Genomic DNA, 16,769 nt, shown 5'->3' with positions numbered 1-16,769 from the left:
TCTCCTGATGACGGGCCGGCGGCGGCCGACGATATTTGCGAACGATCGTGCCATGGCGGCGCGTGCGCGACAATCAGCCAATCGGGCAATAGCGCTTCACGAAGTTCGCAACGATGATGGGCGCAATCGCGACGGCGATGCGGCGGGCCGGCGGAAAACGGGCCGCGAGTATACCGTCGGCGCGGGCACGCCATTGCGCGCCCGCCGATCGTTCGCCATTAAAATGCCGCCATGAGCAAATCCAGACACGTGTCCGAAACCCCGGCGACCCAGCTGCTGCGCCGTCATGGCGTCGCATTCGGCGAGCATCCGTACGAATACGTCGAGCACGGCGGCACCGGCGAATCGGCGCGCCAGCTCGGCGTCGACGAGCACAGCGTCGTGAAGACGCTCGTAATGGAAGACGAACACGCGAAGCCGCTGATCGTGCTGATGCACGGCGACCGCACCGTGTCGACGAAGAATCTCGCGCGGCAGATCGGCGCCAAGCGCGTCGAGCCATGCAAGCCCGAGGTCGCGAACCGCCATTCGGGCTATCTCGTCGGCGGCACGTCGCCGTTCGGCACGCGCAAGACGATGCCCGTCTACGTCGAGGCGACGATCCTCGAATTGCCGACGATCTATCTGAACGGCGGCCGGCGCGGCTACCTCGTCAGCCTCGCGCCGGCGGTGCTCACGTCGCTGCTCGGCGCGCAGCCCGTGCAATGCGCGAGCGTCGACTGAGGGTTTCACCTTCGTGGCACCTCGCGCCCGTTCGGTAGAATGGGCGCCGTTTCGGCCTGCCGGCTTGCCGCGCACGGCCGTCCCTTTCCCGATACGTTGAAAGAAGAGTCCTCCGCATGCAGATCCTGCTCGCCGCCCTCGTTGCCTACCTGATCGGTTCGGTGTCGTTCGCCGTCGTCGTCAGTTCCGTGATGGGCCTGGCCGACCCGCGTTCATACGGGTCGAAGAATCCCGGCGCGACCAACGTGCTGCGCAGCGGCAACAAGAAGGCCGCGATCCTGACGCTCGTCGGCGACGCGTTCAAGGGCTGGATCGCCGTCTGGCTCGCCCGTCGCTTCGGCCTGCCCGACGTCGCGATCGCGTGGGTCGCGATCGCCGTGTTCCTCGGCCACCTGTACCCGGTGTTCTTCCGCTTCCAGGGCGGCAAGGGCGTCGCGACCGCGGCCGGCGTGCTGCTTGCCGTGCACCCGGTGCTCGGGCTCGCGACCGCGCTGACCTGGCTGATCGTCGCATTCTTCTTCCGCTATTCGTCGCTCGCGGCGCTGGTGGCGGCCGTGTTCGCGCCGGTGTTCGACGTGTTCCTGTTCGGCACGCCGGGCCACAACCCGGTCGCCTGGGCCGTGCTCGCGATGAGCGTGCTGCTCGTGTGGCGTCACCGCGGCAACATTTCGAAGCTGCTCGCGGGGCAGGAGAGCCGGATCGGCGACAAGAAGAAGGCGGCCGCGGACGGCGGCGCGCAGGACGGCGGGAAAGCCTGAGAACGCGCGGCGCGGGCCGCGCGCCGGGCGCGCCGCGTGTGCGGGCCCGGCCGGATGACGCGACGGGCCGGCGGCCGGTCAGTCGCGGAAGTTGTTGAAGTCGAGCGGCGTGTCGGTCACGTCCTTGCGCAGCATCGCGATCGTGCTCTGCAGGTCGTCGCGCTTCGCGCCCGAGATGCGCACCGCGTCGCCCTGGATGCTCGCCTGCACCTTGATCTTGCTGTCCTTCACGAGGCGCACGATCTTCTTCGCGAGGTCGCCCGTCACGCCTTTCTTCACGGTGACGATCTGCTTGACCTTGTCGCCGCCGATCTTCTCGACCTTGCCATAGTCGAGGAAGCGCACGTCGACGTTGCGCTTGGCCAGCTTGCCGATCAGCACGTCCTTGACCTGGCCGAGCTTGAAATCGTCGTCGGCGAACAGCGTCAGCTCGCGTTCCTTCTGCTCGACGCGTGCGTCGGAGCCCTTGAAGTCGAAGCGCGTCGAGATTTCCTTGTTCGACTGCTCGATGGCGTTCTTCACTTCGATCATGTTCGCTTCGGAAACGACGTCGAACGATGGCATGGCATTCTCCCTTGAGATGCGGGCGCCCGGCTCGCGCGCGGGCACTCGCTATAATTGCGGACTGTTTGCCATTTTACCGATGCCCCTGCGTTTGCCCAAGGCCGGCCCTGCGCCGCCCGGGCCGACGCGACCGCGAATGCCGATGCCCCCTGACGATTCCGCCCTGTCGCTGCTTCCCGACCATCCGCTCGCCGCGCACAACACGTTCGGCATCGCCGCGCGCGCGCGCTTCGCCGCGCGCATCACGCACGCGGCGCAGTTCGAGGCGCTGCATCGCGACCCGCGAGTCGCGAGCCTGCCGCAGCTGGTGCTCGGCGGCGGCAGCAATATCGTGTTCACGCGCGATTTCGACGGCGTCGTGCTGCTCGACGAGATCGCGGGCCGTCGCGTCGTGCGCGAGGACGGCGATGCGTGGTACGTCGAGGCCGGCGGCGGCGAGAACTGGCACGCATTCGTCGCGTGGACGCTCGAGCACGGGATGCCGGGCCTCGAGAATCTCGCGCTGATCCCGGGTACCGTCGGCGCCGCGCCGATCCAGAACATCGGCGCATACGGCCTCGAGATGAAGGCGTATTTCGATTCGCTGGTCGCGGTCGAGCTGGCGACGGGGCGCCGCGAGCGTTTCGACGCCGCGCGCTGCGCGTTCGGTTACCGCGACAGCTTCTTCAAGCGGGACGGGCGCGGCCGGTTCGCGATCGTCGCGGTGACGTTCCGGCTGCCGAAGCAATGGACGCCGCGGCTCGGCTACGCGGACGTCACGCGCGAGCTCGACGCGCGCGGCATCGCGCCCGACGCGGCGACGCCGCGCGACGTATTCGATGCGGTCGTCGCGATCCGCCGCGCGAAGTTGCCCGATCCGCTGGTGCTCGGCAATGCGGGCAGTTTCTTCAAGAATCCGGTGATCGACGCCGCGCAGTTCGACGCGCTGCGCGCGCGCGTGCCCGACGTCGTGTCCTATCCGCAGCCGGACGGCCACGCGAAGCTCGCGGCCGGCTGGCTGATCGACCGCTGCGGCTGGAAGGGGCGCGCGCTCGGGGCGGCGGCCGTGCACGACCGCCAGGCGCTCGTGCTCGTCAATCGCGGCGGCGCGACGGGCGCCGACGTGCTCGCGCTAGCGCGGGCGATCCAGGCCGACGTGCGCGCGCGGTTCGGCGTCGAGCTGGAGCCGGAACCGGTCTGCCTGTAACGCAGCGCGCGCCGGTTTCGGCGCACCCAAACGAAAAGCGCCGATCGTCGACCGGCGCTTTTTTTACGCGTGTGCGCTGCCGCGCGTCAGTGCTTCAGACGGCCGAGCAGCAGGAACTCCATCAGCGCCTTCTGCACGTGCAGGCGGTTCTCCGCTTCGTCCCACACGACGCTCTGCGGGCCGTCGATCACGCCGGCCGTCACTTCCTCGCCGCGGTGCGCGGGCAGGCAGTGCATGAAGAGCGCATCCGGATTCGCATGGCCCATCATTTCCTCGTCGACGCACCAGTCGGCGAATGCCTGCTTGCGCGCTTCGTTCTCGGCCTCGAAACCCATGCTCGTCCAGACGTCGGTCGTCACGAGATCGGCGCCCTTGCACGCTTCGTTCGGATCGTCGAACACGTCGTAGAACGGCGCGCTGTCGGGCGCCACGAGCTTCATGTCGAGCGCGTAGCCGGGCGGGGTGGACAGGCGCAGCTTGAAGCCGAGGATCTGCGCGGCTTCGATCCACGTGTAGAGCATGTTGTTCGCGTCGCCGACCCACGCGACGGTCTTGCCGGCGATCGGGCCGCGGTGCTCGTAGTACGTGAAGATGTCGGCGAGCACCTGGCACGGGTGGTATTCGTTCGTCAGGCCGTTGATCACCGGCACGCGGGAATTTTGCGCGAAGCGCGTGATCACGTCCTGCTCGAACGTGCGGATCATGATGATGTCGACCATCCGCGAGATGACCTGCGCGGAATCCTCGACGGGCTCGCCGCGGCCGAGCTGCGTGTCGCGCGTGCTCATGAACACGGCGTGGCCGCCGAGCTGGAAGATCCCGGCCTCGAACGACAGGCGCGTGCGGGTCGAGCTCTTCTCGAAGATCATCGCGAGCGTGCGGTCGTGCAGCGGGTGATAGGTCTCGTAGTTCTTGAACTTGCGCTTCAGGATACCCGTGCGTTCGAGCACGTACTCGTAGTCTTCCAGCGAGAAATCCTTGAACTGCAGGTAGTGACGAATGGTTTTGGCGGTCATGAAACGAAATACGGCGGGTCTCACCCGGCAGCGAGGCCGGACGGCGCCGCCGTCGGGTGTGGATAACTCAAAGCAGCATAAAGGATTTTCCGTGCTTTGACGAGCCGTGGCGCGACGCGGGGCAGCGTCGCCGCGCGTGGCCGGCGGTGCGGGAAGACGGGCGTCGGGACGACGCGCGATGGCGCGCTGCGGTATAATCCAAAAGTTTTCTCCAGCCCGGCAGGCAAGGCTTTTCGCGCTCTGCCGGACACAAGCCGTGCGCTGCACAAATCCGGTGCAGTCCACCGGCGGCGCACATCGACGTCCCGTTTTCGGGATATCGGAACGCTTGTGCCGCTTGCCACTCCAGCTTTGTGTTCGCGTATCCAGGCGCCGTTGCCTGGGCATCGCCGGGCCGTCACTTGGGTAACCACATGGCTGAAACCCCTCCGACCGAATTCTTCATCCAGGGCATCACGAAAGACGGGAAAAAGTTTCGCCCGAGCGACTGGTCGGAACGTCTGGCCGGTGTGATGGCCTGCTTCGGGCCGGGGGCGAGCGGGCCGAATGCGCGTCTCAAGTATTCGCTGTACGTGCGCCCGACGATGCTCGGCGACCTGAAATGCGTGATCCTCGATTCGCGGTTGCGCGACATCGAGCCGATGGCTTTCGATTTCGTGCTGAATTTCGCGAAGGACAACAACCTCGTCGTGACCGAGGCGTGCGAACTGCCGGACTACGGCGCGAAGAAGTGAGTGTGATGCCGGCGGGCGAGGACGCGAGCTGCGCCAGCCCGCGCAAATCCTGCCGCCGCGCCCGATGCGCCGGCGGCAGGCAACAAAAAAGCCCGCCTAGGCGGGCTTTTTCGTGATCGCAGGAAACAGGAGCGCCCGCTCGCGCGGGCGCACCGGATTTACGCTGCTGCCTGCAGACCCTTGACGGCTGCGGCCAGGCGGCTCTTGCTGCGAGCGGCCTTGTTCTTGTGAACGATCTTCTTGTCGGCGATCGTGTCGATCGTCTTCACGGCAGCCTTGAACAGCTCGGCAGCCTTTGCCTGGTCGCCGGCTTCAACAGCCTTGCGAACCGACTTGATCGCGGTACGGAATTTCGAGCGCAGCGCCGAGTTGTGCGAGTTTGCCTTCGCGGCCTGGCGGGCGCGCTTGCGTGCTTGTGCGGAGTTAGCCATGACGGTTCCTTATCCTGTCCTGTTTCCAGAGCTTGGAGCCTGACGGCCAAGCGCTGCTTTTCGATCCGTCCCCTGAGAACGATTGCCCAGGGGCGCATAAAAAAACGGTGATTTTAACCGAGGCCGGGACATGAAAACGGCAGTTGCCGTGCATGTACGAGCCCAGAAACCGGCGATTATAGCAACAAAATCAAGCGAGTGGCAAGTTCGACGTAACGCTCGCCGGGCGGGGCGCGGGCGGCGGCCGTGCTTTTCGGCATCGGCGATGGCCGGGTCGCGCAACGTCCGTATAATAAGCGCCCCATGAATCTATTCCGAGCCCTGCTGACGGTCAGCGGCTTCACGCTCCTGTCGCGCGTGACCGGACTGGCCCGCGAGACGCTGATCGCCCGTGCGTTCGGCGCCAGTCAATACACCGACGCGTTCTACGTCGCCTTCCGTATTCCGAACCTGCTGCGCCGCCTGTCCGCCGAAGGCGCGTTCTCGCAGGCGTTCGTGCCGATCCTCGCCGAGTTCAAGAACCAGCAGGGGCACGATGCGACGAAGGCGCTCGTCGACGCGATGTCCACCGTGCTCGCGTGGGCGCTGGCCGTGCTGTCGATCGTCGGCATCGCCGGTGCGTCGTGGGTCGTGTTCGCGGTCGCGTCCGGCCTGCACGGCGACGGCCAGGCGTTCCCGCTCGCGGTCACGATGACGCGGATCATGTTCCCGTACATCGTGTTCATTTCGCTGACGACGCTCGCGTCGGGCGTGCTGAACACGTACAAGAGCTTCTCGCTGCCCGCGTTCGCGCCGGTGCTGCTCAACGTCGCGTTCATCGCCGCGGCCGTGTTCGTCGCGCCGCACCTGAAGGTGCCGGTCTACGCGCTGGCGTGGGCCGTCATCGTCGGCGGCGTGCTGCAGTTTCTCGTGCAGTTGCCGGGCCTGAAGAAGATCGACATGGTGCCGCTGATCGGCGTCAACCCGCTGCGCGCGCTGCGTCATCCGGGCGTGAAGCGCGTGCTCGCGAAGATGGTGCCTGCGACGTTCGCGGTGTCCGTCGCGCAATTGTCGCTGATCATCAACACCAACATCGCGTCGCGGCTCGGGCAGGGCGCCGTGTCGTGGATCAATTACGCCGACCGCCTGATGGAATTCCCGACCGCGCTGCTCGGCGTCGCGCTCGGCACGATCCTGCTGCCGAGCCTGTCGAAGGCGCACGTCGACGCCGATTCGCACGAATATTCGGCGCTGCTCGACTGGGGGCTGCGCGTCACGTTCCTGCTCGCGGCGCCGAGTGCGCTCGCGCTGTTCTTCTTCGCGACGCCGCTCACCGCGACGCTGTTCAACTACGGCAAGTTCGACGCGCATACCGTCACGATGGTCGCGCGCGCGCTCGCGACCTACGGAATCGGCCTCGTCGGCATCATCCTGATCAAGATCCTCGCGCCGGGCTTCTATGCGAAGCAGGACATCAAGACGCCCGTGAAGATCGCGGTCGGCGTGCTGATCGTCACGCAACTCTCGAACTACGTGTTCGTGCCGCTGATCGGCCACGCGGGCCTCACGCTGAGCATCGGCGTCGGCGCGTGCCTGAATTCGCTGCTGCTGTTCCTCGGGCTGCGCAAGCGCGGCATCTACCAGCCGTCGCCGGGCTGGCTGCGCTTCTTCGTGCAGCTCGTCGGCGCGGCGCTCGTGCTCGCGGGCCTGATGCACTGGTGCGCGATCAGTTTCGACTGGACGGGCATGCGCGCGCAGCCGCTCGATCGCATCGCGCTGATGGCTGCGTGCCTCGTGCTGTTTGCTGCACTATATTTCGGTATGTTGTGGGTGATGGGCTTCAAATACGCTTACTTCAGAAGGCGCGCCAAGTGACGACCGCAATGACCCGCGTCCTCGACTACTTCAGCACGCTCGTGGCGGACGACGACAGTCTGCCCGTCACGGAAGCCGCGCTGTCGCTGGCGCAGGACGCGTATCCCGACCTCGACCTGCAGGGCACGCTGGCCGAACTCGACATGCTGGCGGCGCGGCTGCGCCGGCGGCTCGCCGACGATGCGGACCTGAAGGCCCGCGTCGCCGCGCTGAACGACTTCTTCTTCCGCGAGCTCGGCTTCGCGTGCAATCACAACGATTACTACGACCCCGATAACAGCCACCTGAATGCCGTGCTGAAACGGCGGCGCGGGATTCCGATCTCGCTGTCGGTGCTGTATCTGGAGCTCGCCGAGCAGATCGGCGTGCCGGCGCGCGGCGTGTCGTTTCCCGGCCATTTCCTGCTGCGCGTGACGCTGCCGGACGGCGACCTGATCATCGATCCGACCAACGGCCATTCGCTGTCCGAGGCCGAGATGGTCGAGATGCTCGAGCCGTACGTCGCGCGGGCGGCCGGCGCGGTCGACAGCGCGTTGCGCGCGCTGCTGCAGCCCGCGACGAGCCGCGAGATCATCGCGCGGATGCTGCGCAACCTGAAGACGATCTATCTGCAGACGGAACGCTGGCAGCGGCTGCTCGCGGTGCAGCAGCGGCTCGTGATCCTGTTGCCCGAGCAGCTCGACGAGGTGCGCGACCGCGGCTTCGCGTATGCGCGGCTCGACTACCTGCGCCCCGCGCTCGAGGATCTCGAGCAGTATCTCGGCGAGCGTCCGGAGGCGGAAGACGCGACCGTCGTCGAGTCGCAGGTCAGCGAGTTGCGACAGCGAATGCAGCGCGACGGCGAGGATTGAGCGACCACCGCGCCGGCGCCGGTACGCGACAATGACGCCCGCACCGCGGGCGTTTTTCTTGTGCGCGTGCGTTGGCTTCGGCTGCATCCGGATCACACAGTCGACGCGAATCACTTCGCCGCCGAGCATCGGATTCCCGCTGTGGCGACACGCGCCCGGTCGCGCGAATCGCGCGCAGGCGAAAAAAAAGCCGCCCGGAACGGGCGGCCTGCCGGTGCGCGACGCGCGGCTTACTTCAGTGCGTCAAACGCGCGCTCGCGGATTTCGTCGACGGTGCCGAGGCCCGAGATCTTGCGATACTGCGGCGCCTTCAGACCGTTTTCCTCGCCGCGCCGCGCCCAGTCGCCGTAGTACGTGATCAGCGGCTTGGTCTGCGCTTCGTACACTTCGAGACGCTTCTTGACCGTTTCTTCCTTGTCGTCGTCGCGCTGGATCAGCGGTTCGCCCGTCACGTCGTCGAGACCTTCGACCTTCGGCGGATTGAACTTGACGTGGTACGTGCGGCCCGATGCCGGGTGCGTGCGGCGGCCGCTCATGCGCTCGACGATTTCCGAGAACGGGACGTCGATCTCGAGCACGTAGTCGATCGCGACGCCGGCTTCCTTCATCGCGTCAGCCTGCGCGATCGTGCGCGGGAAACCGTCGAACAGATAGCCGTTCGCGCAGTCGGGTTCGATCAGGCGCTCCTTCACGAGGCCGATGATCAGCGCGTCCGGCACGAGCTTGCCGGCGTCCATGTAGCCCTTCGCCTCGACGCCGAGCGGCGTGCCGGCCTTCACGGCCGCGCGCAGCATGTCGCCCGTCGAGATTTGCGGGATGCCGAATTTTTCCTTGATGAAGTTTGCCTGGGTGCCCTTTCCCGCGCCGGGCGCGCCCAACAGGATCAAACGCATGGTGATATCTCCAAGTATGTAGATTCGTGTGGCGAGACACAAACGTGCCGGCGACAGTGGGCGCGGGGCTTGCACGGCGCGTGGCGGACCGGTCTGATGCGGCGCGTCGGTTCGAGCGACGCGCGGCTGCCGGCGGCGCCACGGGCGGGTCAAGCGAGGACGCGCTGGTCGCGGACGGCTCGCACAATCGCCTGATTATGCCATGGGTTATTTTGAACCCGGCCGAAAAAGGGCCTGCACGCGCGCGAGATCGGCCGGCGTATCGATGCCGGCTTCGGGCGCGGATTCGGTGATCAGCACCGCGATGCGTTCGCCGTGCCACAGCGCGCGCAGCTGTTCGAGCTGCTCGGCCTGCTCGATCGGCGCCTGCGCGAGCGACGGATAGGTGCGCAGGAAACGCGCGCGATATGCATAGAGGCCGATGTGCCGGTAGACCGGGAAAGCCGGCGCCGGCATGGCCGCGACGTCGGGCCAGTGCGGCTGATATGCGTCGCGGCTCCACGGAATCGGCGCGCGCGAGAAGTACAGCGCGACACTCTGCGCGTCGAGCGCGACCTTCACGACGTTCGGGTTGAACACGTCGGCCGCGTCGTGGATCGGGTGGGCCGCGGTGGCGATCGCGCACGCCGGATGCGCGGCCAGGTGCGACGCTACGTCGCGGACCAGCGCGGGGTCGATCAGCGGTTCGTCGCCCTGCACGTTGACGACGACGGTGTCGTCGCGCCAGCCGAAAGCCACCGCGACTTCCGCGAGCCGGTCGGTGCCGGACGGATGATCGGCGCGCGTGAGCACCGCGTCGAAGCCGTGATCGCGCGCCGCGTCGAGCACGCTCTGCGCGTCGGATGCGACGAGCACCTGCTGCGCGCCCGCTTCGCGCGCGCGCTCGGCGACACGCACGACCATCGGCTTGCCGCCGAGATCGGCGAGCGGCTTGTTCGGGAGCCGCGTCGACGCGAGCCGGGCGGGAATGACGGCGATGAAGGGTTGCGGGTGAGTCATCGGGAAGCGCTGAAAAGGACGGGGCGGGCGACGCCGGAAGCCGGTCGCCCGGCGCAGTGCGGCGGCCCGGCCGGGGCCGGGCCGTCGGTGTCGAATCGTCGCGCCGGCGAGCGGCGCGGCGGCTCAGCGGCTCAGCGGCTCAGCGGCCGGCCGGGTCGACCGGCGTGCCTTCGACGGTCTGGCGCGCTTCGTCGACCAGCATCACGGGGATGCCGTCGCGGATCGGGTACGCGAGCTTGTCCGCGTTGCAGATCAGCTCCTGCGCGGCGCGGTCGTAGTGGAGCGGGCCTTTGCAGATAGGGCACACAATGATTTCAAGCAGGCGAGCGTCCACGGAGTTTCTCCACAACGAGGGCAATGAGGCGAGGGTCGAGCGCGGCTTCGACGGGGACCACCCACAGTCGGGCGTCGCGCCAGGAAGCGCCCAATTTTACTGCATCCTTCTCGGTGATCAGGATCGCATCGACGGCATCGTCGACGAACGGATTGTCGGCGAACGCGTAATGGTCGGGCAGCGCGCGGGTCGCCGGCGCGAGGCCGGCTGCGCGCAGCGTCGCGAAGAAGCGCTCCGGCGCGCCGATGCCGGCCGCGGCGAGCACGCGTTCGTTCGCGAACTGCGACAGCGGGCGGCGCAGCGCGGGCTGGTCGAGGTGCCACGCGGCGCCCGGCGTCAGCGCGAGCGCGTAGGTGTCGGGCCACGGCGGCAGCGCGCCGCTGTACGGATCGTTGACGAGCGTCGCGTCGCGGTGCCGCGACAGCGGCTCGCGCAGCGGCCCGGCCGGCAGCAGGAAGCCGTTGCCGCCGAGCCGGTGGTCGAACACGACAAGCTCGACGGTGCGCGCGAGGCGGTAGTGCTGCAGGCCGTCGTCGCTGACGATCACGTCGACGTCCGGGTGCGCGGCGCGCAGCGCCTGCGCGGCCGCGACGCGGTCGGGGCACACCCACACGGGCGCGCCGGTGCGGCGAGCGATCAGCAGCGGTTCGTCGCCGGCCGCGCCCGCGCGCGACGCCGGCGTGACGGCGGTCGGCGCCTTCACGTTCGCGCCATAGCCGCGCGACACGACGCCGGGCGTGAAGCCGGCCGCGCGCAGCGCGTCGACGAGCGCGATCACGGTCGGCGTCTTGCCGGTGCCGCCGACGGTCACGTTGCCGACCACGACGACGGGCACGCCGACGTCGATCGGCTGCTTCCAGCCTTGCGCGTAAGCAGTGCGCCGCAGGGCCGCGCACAGGCCGAACACGCATGCGAACGGCGTGAGCGCCCACGCGAGCGCGCCGCGCCGCTGCCATTCGCGTGTCAGGCGCGCTTCGAGCCGCGCGAGCGGGCCGCCGGGCGCGCTCATCGGGCCGGGCGCGGCGCGTCGTGCGCCGCGGCGAGGGACGGATTCGTCAAGGCGGAATCTCCGTTGGGCGGCGCGTGCCGCAGGGCCGTGGAAGGCGGCACTCTAGCGCGCCGCACGCCGACGCGGCAAGCGCGACCGGCCGACCCGGCCGACGGGGCGGGATCGTACCGGCCTGTGGATAACTCTGTGAAGAACTCCCCGGTCGATTGCCTCAAACGCCCGTCCGGCGGGCATCGAATCGGATGAGAATCATTCTGAAAGGTTTAAAAAATTATAAAAATCAAGGCGTTACGGAGAATCGTCTGGATTTTTTGGCGGTTTCCGCGCGTTTTACGCGGACGAATGTCAGCGTGTGGACACCTTCCACGCGTGGCGGCGAATACGGCGACGCTGGACGCCGCGCGCGTGTCGGACTATCGTGACGCCGCCAGCATTCATCCGACCGCCCATGCTTTCCGATTCTCCTTTTTCCGCACCCGGCGCCACGCGCGGCGGCGACGAAGTGATTCCCGTTTCGGCGCTCAACCGTGCGATTTCGACGATGCTCGAGCGTTCGTTTCCGCTGCTGTGGATTTCCGGCGAAGTGTCGAATTTCACGCGCGCCGCGAGCGGCCACTGGTATTTTTCGATCAAGGACCAGCAGGCGCAGATGCGCTGCGTGATGTTCCGCGGCCGCGCCCAATACGCGGAATTCACGCCGCGCGAAGGCGACCGCATCGAGGTGCGCGCGGTCGTCACGATGTACGAGCCGCGCGGCGAGGTGCAGCTCAACGTCGAAGCCGTGCGGCGCACCGGGCAGGGGCGCCTGTACGAGGCGTTCCTGCGGCTGAAGGCGCAGCTCGAAGGCGAGGGCCTGTTCGCCCCCGAGCGCAAGCGGCCGTTGCCGGCTCATCCGCGCGCGATCGGCATCGTCACGTCGCTGCAGGCCGCCGCGCTGCGCGACGTGCTGACCACGCTCGCCCGGCGCGCGCCGCATATTCCGGTGATCGTCTATCCGGCTCCCGTGCAGGGCGCCGGTTCCGCCGAAAAGCTCGTCGCGGCCGTCGCGACCGCGAACGCGCGGCGCGAGGTCGACGTGCTGCTGGTCTGTCGCGGCGGCGGCTCGATCGAGGATTTGTGGTCGTTCAACGACGAAGCGCTGGCGCGCGCGATCGCGGCGAGCGAGCTGCCGGTCGTGAGCGGCGTCGGGCACGAAACCGATTTCACGATCGCCGATTTCGCGGCCGACCTGCGCGCGCCGACGCCGACCGGCGCGGCCGAACTCGCGAGCCCGCAGCGGGCGCTGCTGCTGCGCGAGGTCGACGAGCGCCAGCGCGCGCTCGCGCGCGGCATGGCGCGCCGGCTCGAACAGCGCGCGCAGCAGCTCGACTGGCTCGCGCGCCGGCTCGTGAGCCCGGCCGAGCGGCTGCAGCGGCAGCGCACGCACGTCGAGCAGCTCGCGGTGCGGCTCGCGTCGGCGGCATCTCGGCCGGTGCGCGATGCGCGCGCGCGTTTCGCGCTCGCGCAACTACGCTGGCAGCGCGCGCGGCCCGACGCGTCACAGGCGCGCCACGCGCTCGCGGGGTTGTCGCAACGTCTCGCGGTCGCGCTGCAGCGTCGTCACGAACGCGACACTGCACGTGTGTCGGCCTGTGCCGCACGGCTCGAGGTGCTGAGCCCGCAGCGTACGCTCGAGCGCGGCTATGCGGCGTTGATCGATGCGCAGACGGGCCGCGCGGTACGCGCGCCGAGCGCGCTGAAGCCGCAGCGGCGCCTGACCGTGCATCTCGCCGAAGGCGCGGCCGACGTGTCGCTCGCCGACGTGCAGCCGCGGCTGACCGATACGATCTGACGCAAGCGTCGCGCGCGAGGCGCGAGGATCATCGCAACGCATGCCGCGCGGCCGGGCACGAATGCTGCGCATCGTCCGGTTCGCCCTGCCGGACGTTGCGCCAGCATCGCTTTTCCGCATACCGCGGATAAATGGCCCGTGAGTTTGCGGGGTTATTCGTCCTCGCCTACAATCGGACGCTCGGCAGCATCCAACACAGCCTCCCTACATACTCAACGAAGGAATCGCCATGGCTCATACGCTCCCGCCGCTCCCGTACGCTGAAGACGCACTCGCGCCGACCATCTCGAAAGAGACGATCGAGTACCACTACGGCAAGCACCACCAGGCTTATGTGACGAACCTGAACAATCTGATCCCGGGCACGGAATTCGAAAACCTGCCGCTGGAAGAGATCATCAAGAAGTCGTCGGGCGGCATCTTCAACAACGCCGCGCAAATCTGGAACCACACGTTCTTCTGGAACAGCCTGTCGCCGAACGGCGGCGGTGCACCGTCGGGCGCGCTGGGCGACGCGATCAACGCGAAGTGGGGTTCGTACGACGCATTCAAGGAAGCGTTCACGAAGGCCGCGGTCGGCACGTTCGGTTCGGGCTGGGCATGGCTCGTGAAGAAGGCCGACGGTTCGCTCGACATCGTGTCGACCAGCAACGCCGCCACGCCGCTGACGACCGCCGACAAGCCGCTGCTGACGATCGACGTGTGGGAACATGCGTACTACATCGACTACCGCAACGCGCGTCCGAAGTTCGTCGAAGCGTTCTGGAACATCGTGAACTGGGACTTCGCAGCGAAGAACTTCGCGTAAGTCCGGCGCCTGCGCGCCGTCACGGCGCGCGGCATCGAACAAGGCCCTCGGAGCCCTCGGTTTCGAGGGCTTTTTGTTTTGTCCCGCCCCGAACGTGTCGCGCCGGCCGGCTCAGCCGGCCATGCCGAGCAGCCAGCCGAGCGCTGCGCTCGCGATCACGACGGCCCAGGGCGGCACGCGCCAGAACACCAGCGCGACGAACGCGACCAGCGCGGCGGCCAGGTCGCGCGGCGCGACGATCGTGTCGGTCCAGACCGGGTGATAGAGCGCGGCGAGCAGCAGCCCGACGACGGCCGCGTTCACGCCGGCGAGCGCTGCCTGCATGCGCGCGCTGCGGCGCAGGCGTTCCCAGAACGGTGCGGTGCCGGCGATGAGCAGGAACGACGGCGCGAAGATCGACACGAGTGCGATCGTGCCGCCGAGCCAGCCGTTCGGCGCGTCGCGCAGCGACGCACCGAGAAATGCCGAGAACGTGAACAGCGGCCCCGGCACGGCCTGCGCGACGCCATACCCGGCGAGAAACGCCGAATCGCCGACCCAGCCCGGCGCGACCACGGCCGCCTGCAGCAGCGGCAGCACCACATGGCCGCCGCCGAACACGAGCGCGCCCGTGCGGAAGAACGCATCGACGACGGCCAGCGTATCGGAGCGCAGCGCGCGGGCCGCGAACGGCAGTGCGGCGAGCAGCGCCGCGAACAGTGCGAGCCACAACACGCCTGCGCGCGGCGACACGTGCAGCGGCAACGGTTCGTGCGCATCGCGTGCCGGCTGCGGCAGCAGCGCGAGACCGGCGGCCGCGGCCACCGCGATCACCGCGACCTGCGTCCACGCGGCCGGCGCGAGCAGCGCCACGCACGCGGCCGCGGCCATCAGCGTGACGCGCCGCGCATCGGGGCACAGCGTACGCGCCATGCCCCACACGGCTTGCGCGATCACCGCGACCGAGACGATGCGCAGCCCGTGCAGCGCGCCGGCTTCGATCGGCGCGCCTGTCGCGTGAACGCCGAGCGCGAACAGCATCATCAGCAGCGCCGACGGCAGCGTGAAGCCGAGCCACGCGGCGAACATGCCGGCATAGCCGGCACGCGCGAGACCGATCGCCATCCCGACCTGGCTGCTCGCCGGCCCGGGCAGGAACTGGCACAGCCCGACGAGATCGGCATAGGTGCGCTCGGTGAGCCAGCCGCGCCGCGTGACGAATTCCGCGCTAAAGTAGCCGAGATGCGCGACCGGCCCGCCGAACGACGTGAGGCCTAGCCGCACGAACGCGATGAATACGGGCCACGGATGACGGGCGGGGGCGGGGACGGTCGACGTGTTCAAGGCGATGCGCGCGGTGGACGGAAACGAGCCGCCACGATAGCGCAACTCGGCCGCCGCGGGCAGCGCGTCGCGGCCGATACAGGCCGATAGAGGCCGATAGAGGCCGTGGCGCGCCGTTCAGTACGCGCCGTCGCCGAGCCCGCTCGCGCGGCGCAACGCGTCGACGTCCACGAGCTCGATCTCGCCGACGTGCAGCCGCACGACGCCATCGGCCTGCAGCGCCTTCAGCAACTGGTTGGTCGTCTGCCGCGTCAGCGACAGCATCGACGCGAGCATTTCCTGCGACAGCCGGATGTGCGTGCGCCCGGCGCTGATGCCGCCGTAGCCTTCGGCGATCATCAGCAGCCGCGCGGCAAGCCGCTGCGCGGCCGGCATCACGCTTATCGATTCGACCGTCAGGAAGCTCAGGCGCAGCTTTTGCGCCATCAGCAGCGCGAACTGCCGCCAGTATTGCGGCGTCGTATCGAGGATCGCGAGCAGCGCGGCCTGCGGTACGTGCAGCAGCAGCGTGTCGTCGAGCGCGATGGCGTCGTGCGTACGCGGACGGCCGTCGAACAACGCGATCTCGCCGAACCAGGTGACGGGCTCGGCCACCGTCAGCAGCGCTTCCTTGCCCTGCGGATCGACCGCGCCTATCGTGAGTGAACCGGCCAGCACCGCGTACAGCCCGCACGGCGGGTCGCCGCGCCGGAACAGCGCCTGGCCGGACGGCAGATGGCGCGGCGTCGCGCGGGCGATCAGCTCCGCGCGCAGCGCGGGCGGCAGCGCGGCGAACCACGGGTTCGCTTCGATCTGCGGCAGGTACGGGGCGAGCGAGGAAGGCATGGGCGCGCGATGTCGGGTAGCTGACAGCGGTTCTCGGGCGTGATGCGCATCATAGCGCTCAATAACCGATCAGGAGACGCCATGAAGACCCTCGAAGACCATCTTTCCCAGTATGCGGCCTACCATCGCGACGCGCGCAACATCGCGACGCATCTGGTCGGCATCCCGATGATCGTGTTCGCGATCGCGGTGCTGCTGTCGCGGCCGGCGCTCGGGACGCCGGCCGGCATCGCGCTGTCGCCCGCACTGCTGCTCGCCGTCGCGTCCGCGGCGTTTTACCTGCGTCTCGACCTGCGGTTCGGGATCGTGATGGCCGTGCTGTTCGCGCTCGCCCTGTGGGCCGCGCAGTCGCTGGCGCTGCGGCCGACCGCGCAATGGCTCGCGATCGGCATCGGCGCGTTCGTCGTCGGCTGGATCGTGCAGTTCGTCGGGCACTGGTTCGAAGGCCGCAAGCCCGCGTTCGTCGACGATCTGGCCGGCCTGATCGTCGGGCCGCTGTTCGTCGTCGCCGAGGTCGCGTTCTTCGCGGGGCTGCGCGGCGACGTGCGCCGCGAAGTCGAGCGGCGCGCGGGCCCCGTGCACGGCGGCGCGCATTCACCTGTCTGATGCGCCGGCCGGGCCGGTCTGCGT

The 16,769-nt window shown here is 68.4% G+C and carries 18 protein-coding genes; 9 read left to right on the top strand and 9 right to left on the bottom strand.

Annotated features, from left to right (window positions below):
* The first annotated feature begins 231 nt into the window (after positions 1 to 231).
* Positions 232 to 723, top strand: a complete 492-nt coding sequence (gene ybaK, locus CFB52_RS13375) for a Cys-tRNA(Pro) deacylase (RefSeq protein ID WP_012329097.1) — start codon at positions 232 to 234, stop codon at positions 721 to 723.
* A 116-nt stretch (positions 724 to 839) separates the two neighbouring features.
* Entirely contained in the window at positions 840 to 1,481 is a 642-nt protein-coding gene (gene plsY / locus CFB52_RS13370; RefSeq protein WP_059578394.1) for a glycerol-3-phosphate 1-O-acyltransferase PlsY, read from the top strand.
* 78 nt (positions 1,482 to 1,559) lie between these two features.
* Here the strand turns inward: plsY and CFB52_RS13365 are convergent, their stop codons facing one another.
* On the bottom strand, positions 1,560 to 2,045 hold the full coding sequence (locus CFB52_RS13365) for a YajQ family cyclic di-GMP-binding protein (RefSeq protein ID WP_034208219.1): 486 nt from the start codon (positions 2,043 to 2,045) through the stop codon (positions 1,560 to 1,562).
* A 136-nt stretch (positions 2,046 to 2,181) separates the two neighbouring features.
* Between CFB52_RS13365 and murB the strand changes: the two genes are divergently transcribed.
* Entirely contained in the window at positions 2,182 to 3,231 is a 1,050-nt protein-coding gene (gene murB, locus CFB52_RS13360; RefSeq protein ID WP_099316753.1) for a UDP-N-acetylmuramate dehydrogenase, read from the top strand.
* An 86-nt stretch (positions 3,232 to 3,317) separates the two neighbouring features.
* Here murB and argF read toward each other — a convergent pair whose 3' ends face one another.
* Positions 3,318 to 4,247 carry an ornithine carbamoyltransferase gene (gene argF, locus CFB52_RS13355; protein WP_059578391.1) on the bottom strand — a complete coding sequence of 310 codons (930 nt, stop codon included), beginning with the start codon at positions 4,245 to 4,247 and terminating at the stop codon, positions 3,318 to 3,320.
* A 413-nt stretch (positions 4,248 to 4,660) separates the two neighbouring features.
* Between argF and CFB52_RS13345 the strand changes: the two genes are divergently transcribed.
* The gene (locus CFB52_RS13345; protein WP_034178852.1) at positions 4,661 to 4,981 is read left to right on the top strand and encodes a DUF3579 domain-containing protein; all 321 of its coding nucleotides are present in this window, start codon (positions 4,661 to 4,663) and stop codon (positions 4,979 to 4,981) included.
* 158 nt (positions 4,982 to 5,139) lie between these two features.
* Here CFB52_RS13345 and rpsT read toward each other — a convergent pair whose 3' ends face one another.
* A complete protein-coding gene (gene rpsT, locus CFB52_RS13340) occupies positions 5,140 to 5,412 on the bottom strand; it encodes a 30S ribosomal protein S20 (protein ID WP_006482211.1) in 273 nt (90 codons plus the stop codon).
* A gap of 303 nt (positions 5,413 to 5,715) precedes the next feature.
* Here rpsT and murJ point away from each other — a divergent pair, with 303 nt between their 5' ends.
* On the top strand, positions 5,716 to 7,266 hold the full coding sequence (gene murJ / locus CFB52_RS13335) for a murein biosynthesis integral membrane protein MurJ (protein ID WP_060313726.1): 1,551 nt from the start codon (positions 5,716 to 5,718) through the stop codon (positions 7,264 to 7,266).
* An 8-nt stretch (positions 7,267 to 7,274) separates the two neighbouring features.
* Positions 7,275 to 8,117: a SirB1 family protein gene (locus CFB52_RS13330; protein ID WP_059578786.1), complete on the top strand. Its 843-nt coding sequence runs from the start codon at positions 7,275 to 7,277 to the stop codon at positions 8,115 to 8,117.
* A 230-nt stretch (positions 8,118 to 8,347) separates the two neighbouring features.
* Here CFB52_RS13330 and adk read toward each other — a convergent pair whose 3' ends face one another.
* From adk to lpxK, 4 genes are all read right to left on the bottom strand, one after another.
* Positions 8,348 to 9,010, bottom strand: a complete 663-nt coding sequence (gene adk, locus CFB52_RS13325) for an adenylate kinase (RefSeq protein WP_089465084.1) — start codon at positions 9,008 to 9,010, stop codon at positions 8,348 to 8,350.
* Between the two features lie 207 nt (positions 9,011 to 9,217).
* Positions 9,218 to 10,009: a 3-deoxy-manno-octulosonate cytidylyltransferase gene (gene kdsB, locus CFB52_RS13320; RefSeq protein ID WP_099316752.1), complete on the bottom strand. Its 792-nt coding sequence runs from the start codon at positions 10,007 to 10,009 to the stop codon at positions 9,218 to 9,220.
* Between the two features lie 139 nt (positions 10,010 to 10,148).
* A complete protein-coding gene (locus tag CFB52_RS13315; protein WP_006482216.1) occupies positions 10,149 to 10,343 on the bottom strand; it encodes a Trm112 family protein in 195 nt (64 codons plus the stop codon).
* Entirely contained in the window at positions 10,324 to 11,352 is a 1,029-nt protein-coding gene (lpxK, locus tag CFB52_RS13310; protein WP_089465082.1) for a tetraacyldisaccharide 4'-kinase, read from the bottom strand. Before lpxK ends, CFB52_RS13315 begins: the two co-directional genes overlap by 20 nt.
* Positions 11,353 to 11,800: 448 nt before the next feature.
* Between lpxK and xseA the strand changes: the two genes are divergently transcribed.
* Entirely contained in the window at positions 11,801 to 13,183 is a 1,383-nt protein-coding gene (gene xseA / locus CFB52_RS13305) for an exodeoxyribonuclease VII large subunit (RefSeq protein ID WP_059578378.1), read from the top strand.
* A gap of 229 nt (positions 13,184 to 13,412) precedes the next feature.
* A complete protein-coding gene (gene sodB, locus CFB52_RS13300) occupies positions 13,413 to 13,991 on the top strand; it encodes a superoxide dismutase [Fe] (RefSeq protein ID WP_059578375.1) in 579 nt (192 codons plus the stop codon).
* Positions 13,992 to 14,102: 111 nt separating this feature from the next.
* Here sodB and chrA read toward each other — a convergent pair whose 3' ends face one another.
* Together chrA and CFB52_RS13290 are read right to left on the bottom strand one after the other, a co-directional pair.
* Positions 14,103 to 15,314, bottom strand: coding sequence for a chromate efflux transporter (chrA, locus tag CFB52_RS13295; RefSeq protein ID WP_099316957.1), 1,212 nt, complete (start codon positions 15,312 to 15,314; stop codon positions 14,103 to 14,105).
* A gap of 117 nt (positions 15,315 to 15,431) precedes the next feature.
* Positions 15,432 to 16,139, bottom strand: coding sequence for a Crp/Fnr family transcriptional regulator (locus tag CFB52_RS13290; protein ID WP_059644863.1), 708 nt, complete (start codon positions 16,137 to 16,139; stop codon positions 15,432 to 15,434).
* 81 nt (positions 16,140 to 16,220) lie between these two features.
* Here CFB52_RS13290 and CFB52_RS13285 point away from each other — a divergent pair, with 81 nt between their 5' ends.
* Entirely contained in the window at positions 16,221 to 16,745 is a 525-nt protein-coding gene (locus CFB52_RS13285) for a DUF962 domain-containing protein (RefSeq protein WP_099316751.1), read from the top strand.
* Positions 16,746 to 16,769 lie beyond the last annotated feature (24 nt).

Source organism: Burkholderia sp. AU18528, assembly GCF_002223215.2.
Taxonomy (GTDB): Bacteria; Pseudomonadota; Gammaproteobacteria; order Burkholderiales; family Burkholderiaceae; genus Burkholderia; species Burkholderia semiarida.
Note: the sequence above shows the minus strand (reverse complement) of the source record. Positions and strands in the feature narration are given on the sequence as shown.

Coding starts and splice junctions, on each gene's coding strand:
- ybaK (WP_012329097.1), top strand. CDS start 232: ATGAGCAAATCCAGACACGTGTCCGAAACCCCGGCGACCCAGCTGCTG.
- plsY (WP_059578394.1), top strand. CDS start 840: ATGCAGATCCTGCTCGCCGCCCTCGTTGCCTACCTGATCGGTTCGGTG.
- CFB52_RS13365 (WP_034208219.1), bottom strand. CDS start 2,045: ATGCCATCGTTCGACGTCGTTTCCGAAGCGAACATGATCGAAGTGAAG.
- murB (WP_099316753.1), top strand. CDS start 2,182: ATGCCGATGCCCCCTGACGATTCCGCCCTGTCGCTGCTTCCCGACCAT.
- argF (WP_059578391.1), bottom strand. CDS start 4,247: ATGACCGCCAAAACCATTCGTCACTACCTGCAGTTCAAGGATTTCTCG.
- CFB52_RS13345 (WP_034178852.1), top strand. CDS start 4,661: ATGGCTGAAACCCCTCCGACCGAATTCTTCATCCAGGGCATCACGAAA.
- rpsT (WP_006482211.1), bottom strand. CDS start 5,412: ATGGCTAACTCCGCACAAGCACGCAAGCGCGCCCGCCAGGCCGCGAAG.
- murJ (WP_060313726.1), top strand. CDS start 5,716: ATGAATCTATTCCGAGCCCTGCTGACGGTCAGCGGCTTCACGCTCCTG.
- CFB52_RS13330 (WP_059578786.1), top strand. CDS start 7,275: ATGACCCGCGTCCTCGACTACTTCAGCACGCTCGTGGCGGACGACGAC.
- adk (WP_089465084.1), bottom strand. CDS start 9,010: ATGCGTTTGATCCTGTTGGGCGCGCCCGGCGCGGGAAAGGGCACCCAG.
- kdsB (WP_099316752.1), bottom strand. CDS start 10,009: ATGACTCACCCGCAACCCTTCATCGCCGTCATTCCCGCCCGGCTCGCG.
- lpxK (WP_089465082.1), bottom strand. CDS start 11,352: ATGAGCGCGCCCGGCGGCCCGCTCGCGCGGCTCGAAGCGCGCCTGACA.
- xseA (WP_059578378.1), top strand. CDS start 11,801: ATGCTTTCCGATTCTCCTTTTTCCGCACCCGGCGCCACGCGCGGCGGC.
- sodB (WP_059578375.1), top strand. CDS start 13,413: ATGGCTCATACGCTCCCGCCGCTCCCGTACGCTGAAGACGCACTCGCG.
- CFB52_RS13290 (WP_059644863.1), bottom strand. CDS start 16,139: ATGCCTTCCTCGCTCGCCCCGTACCTGCCGCAGATCGAAGCGAACCCG.
- CFB52_RS13285 (WP_099316751.1), top strand. CDS start 16,221: ATGAAGACCCTCGAAGACCATCTTTCCCAGTATGCGGCCTACCATCGC.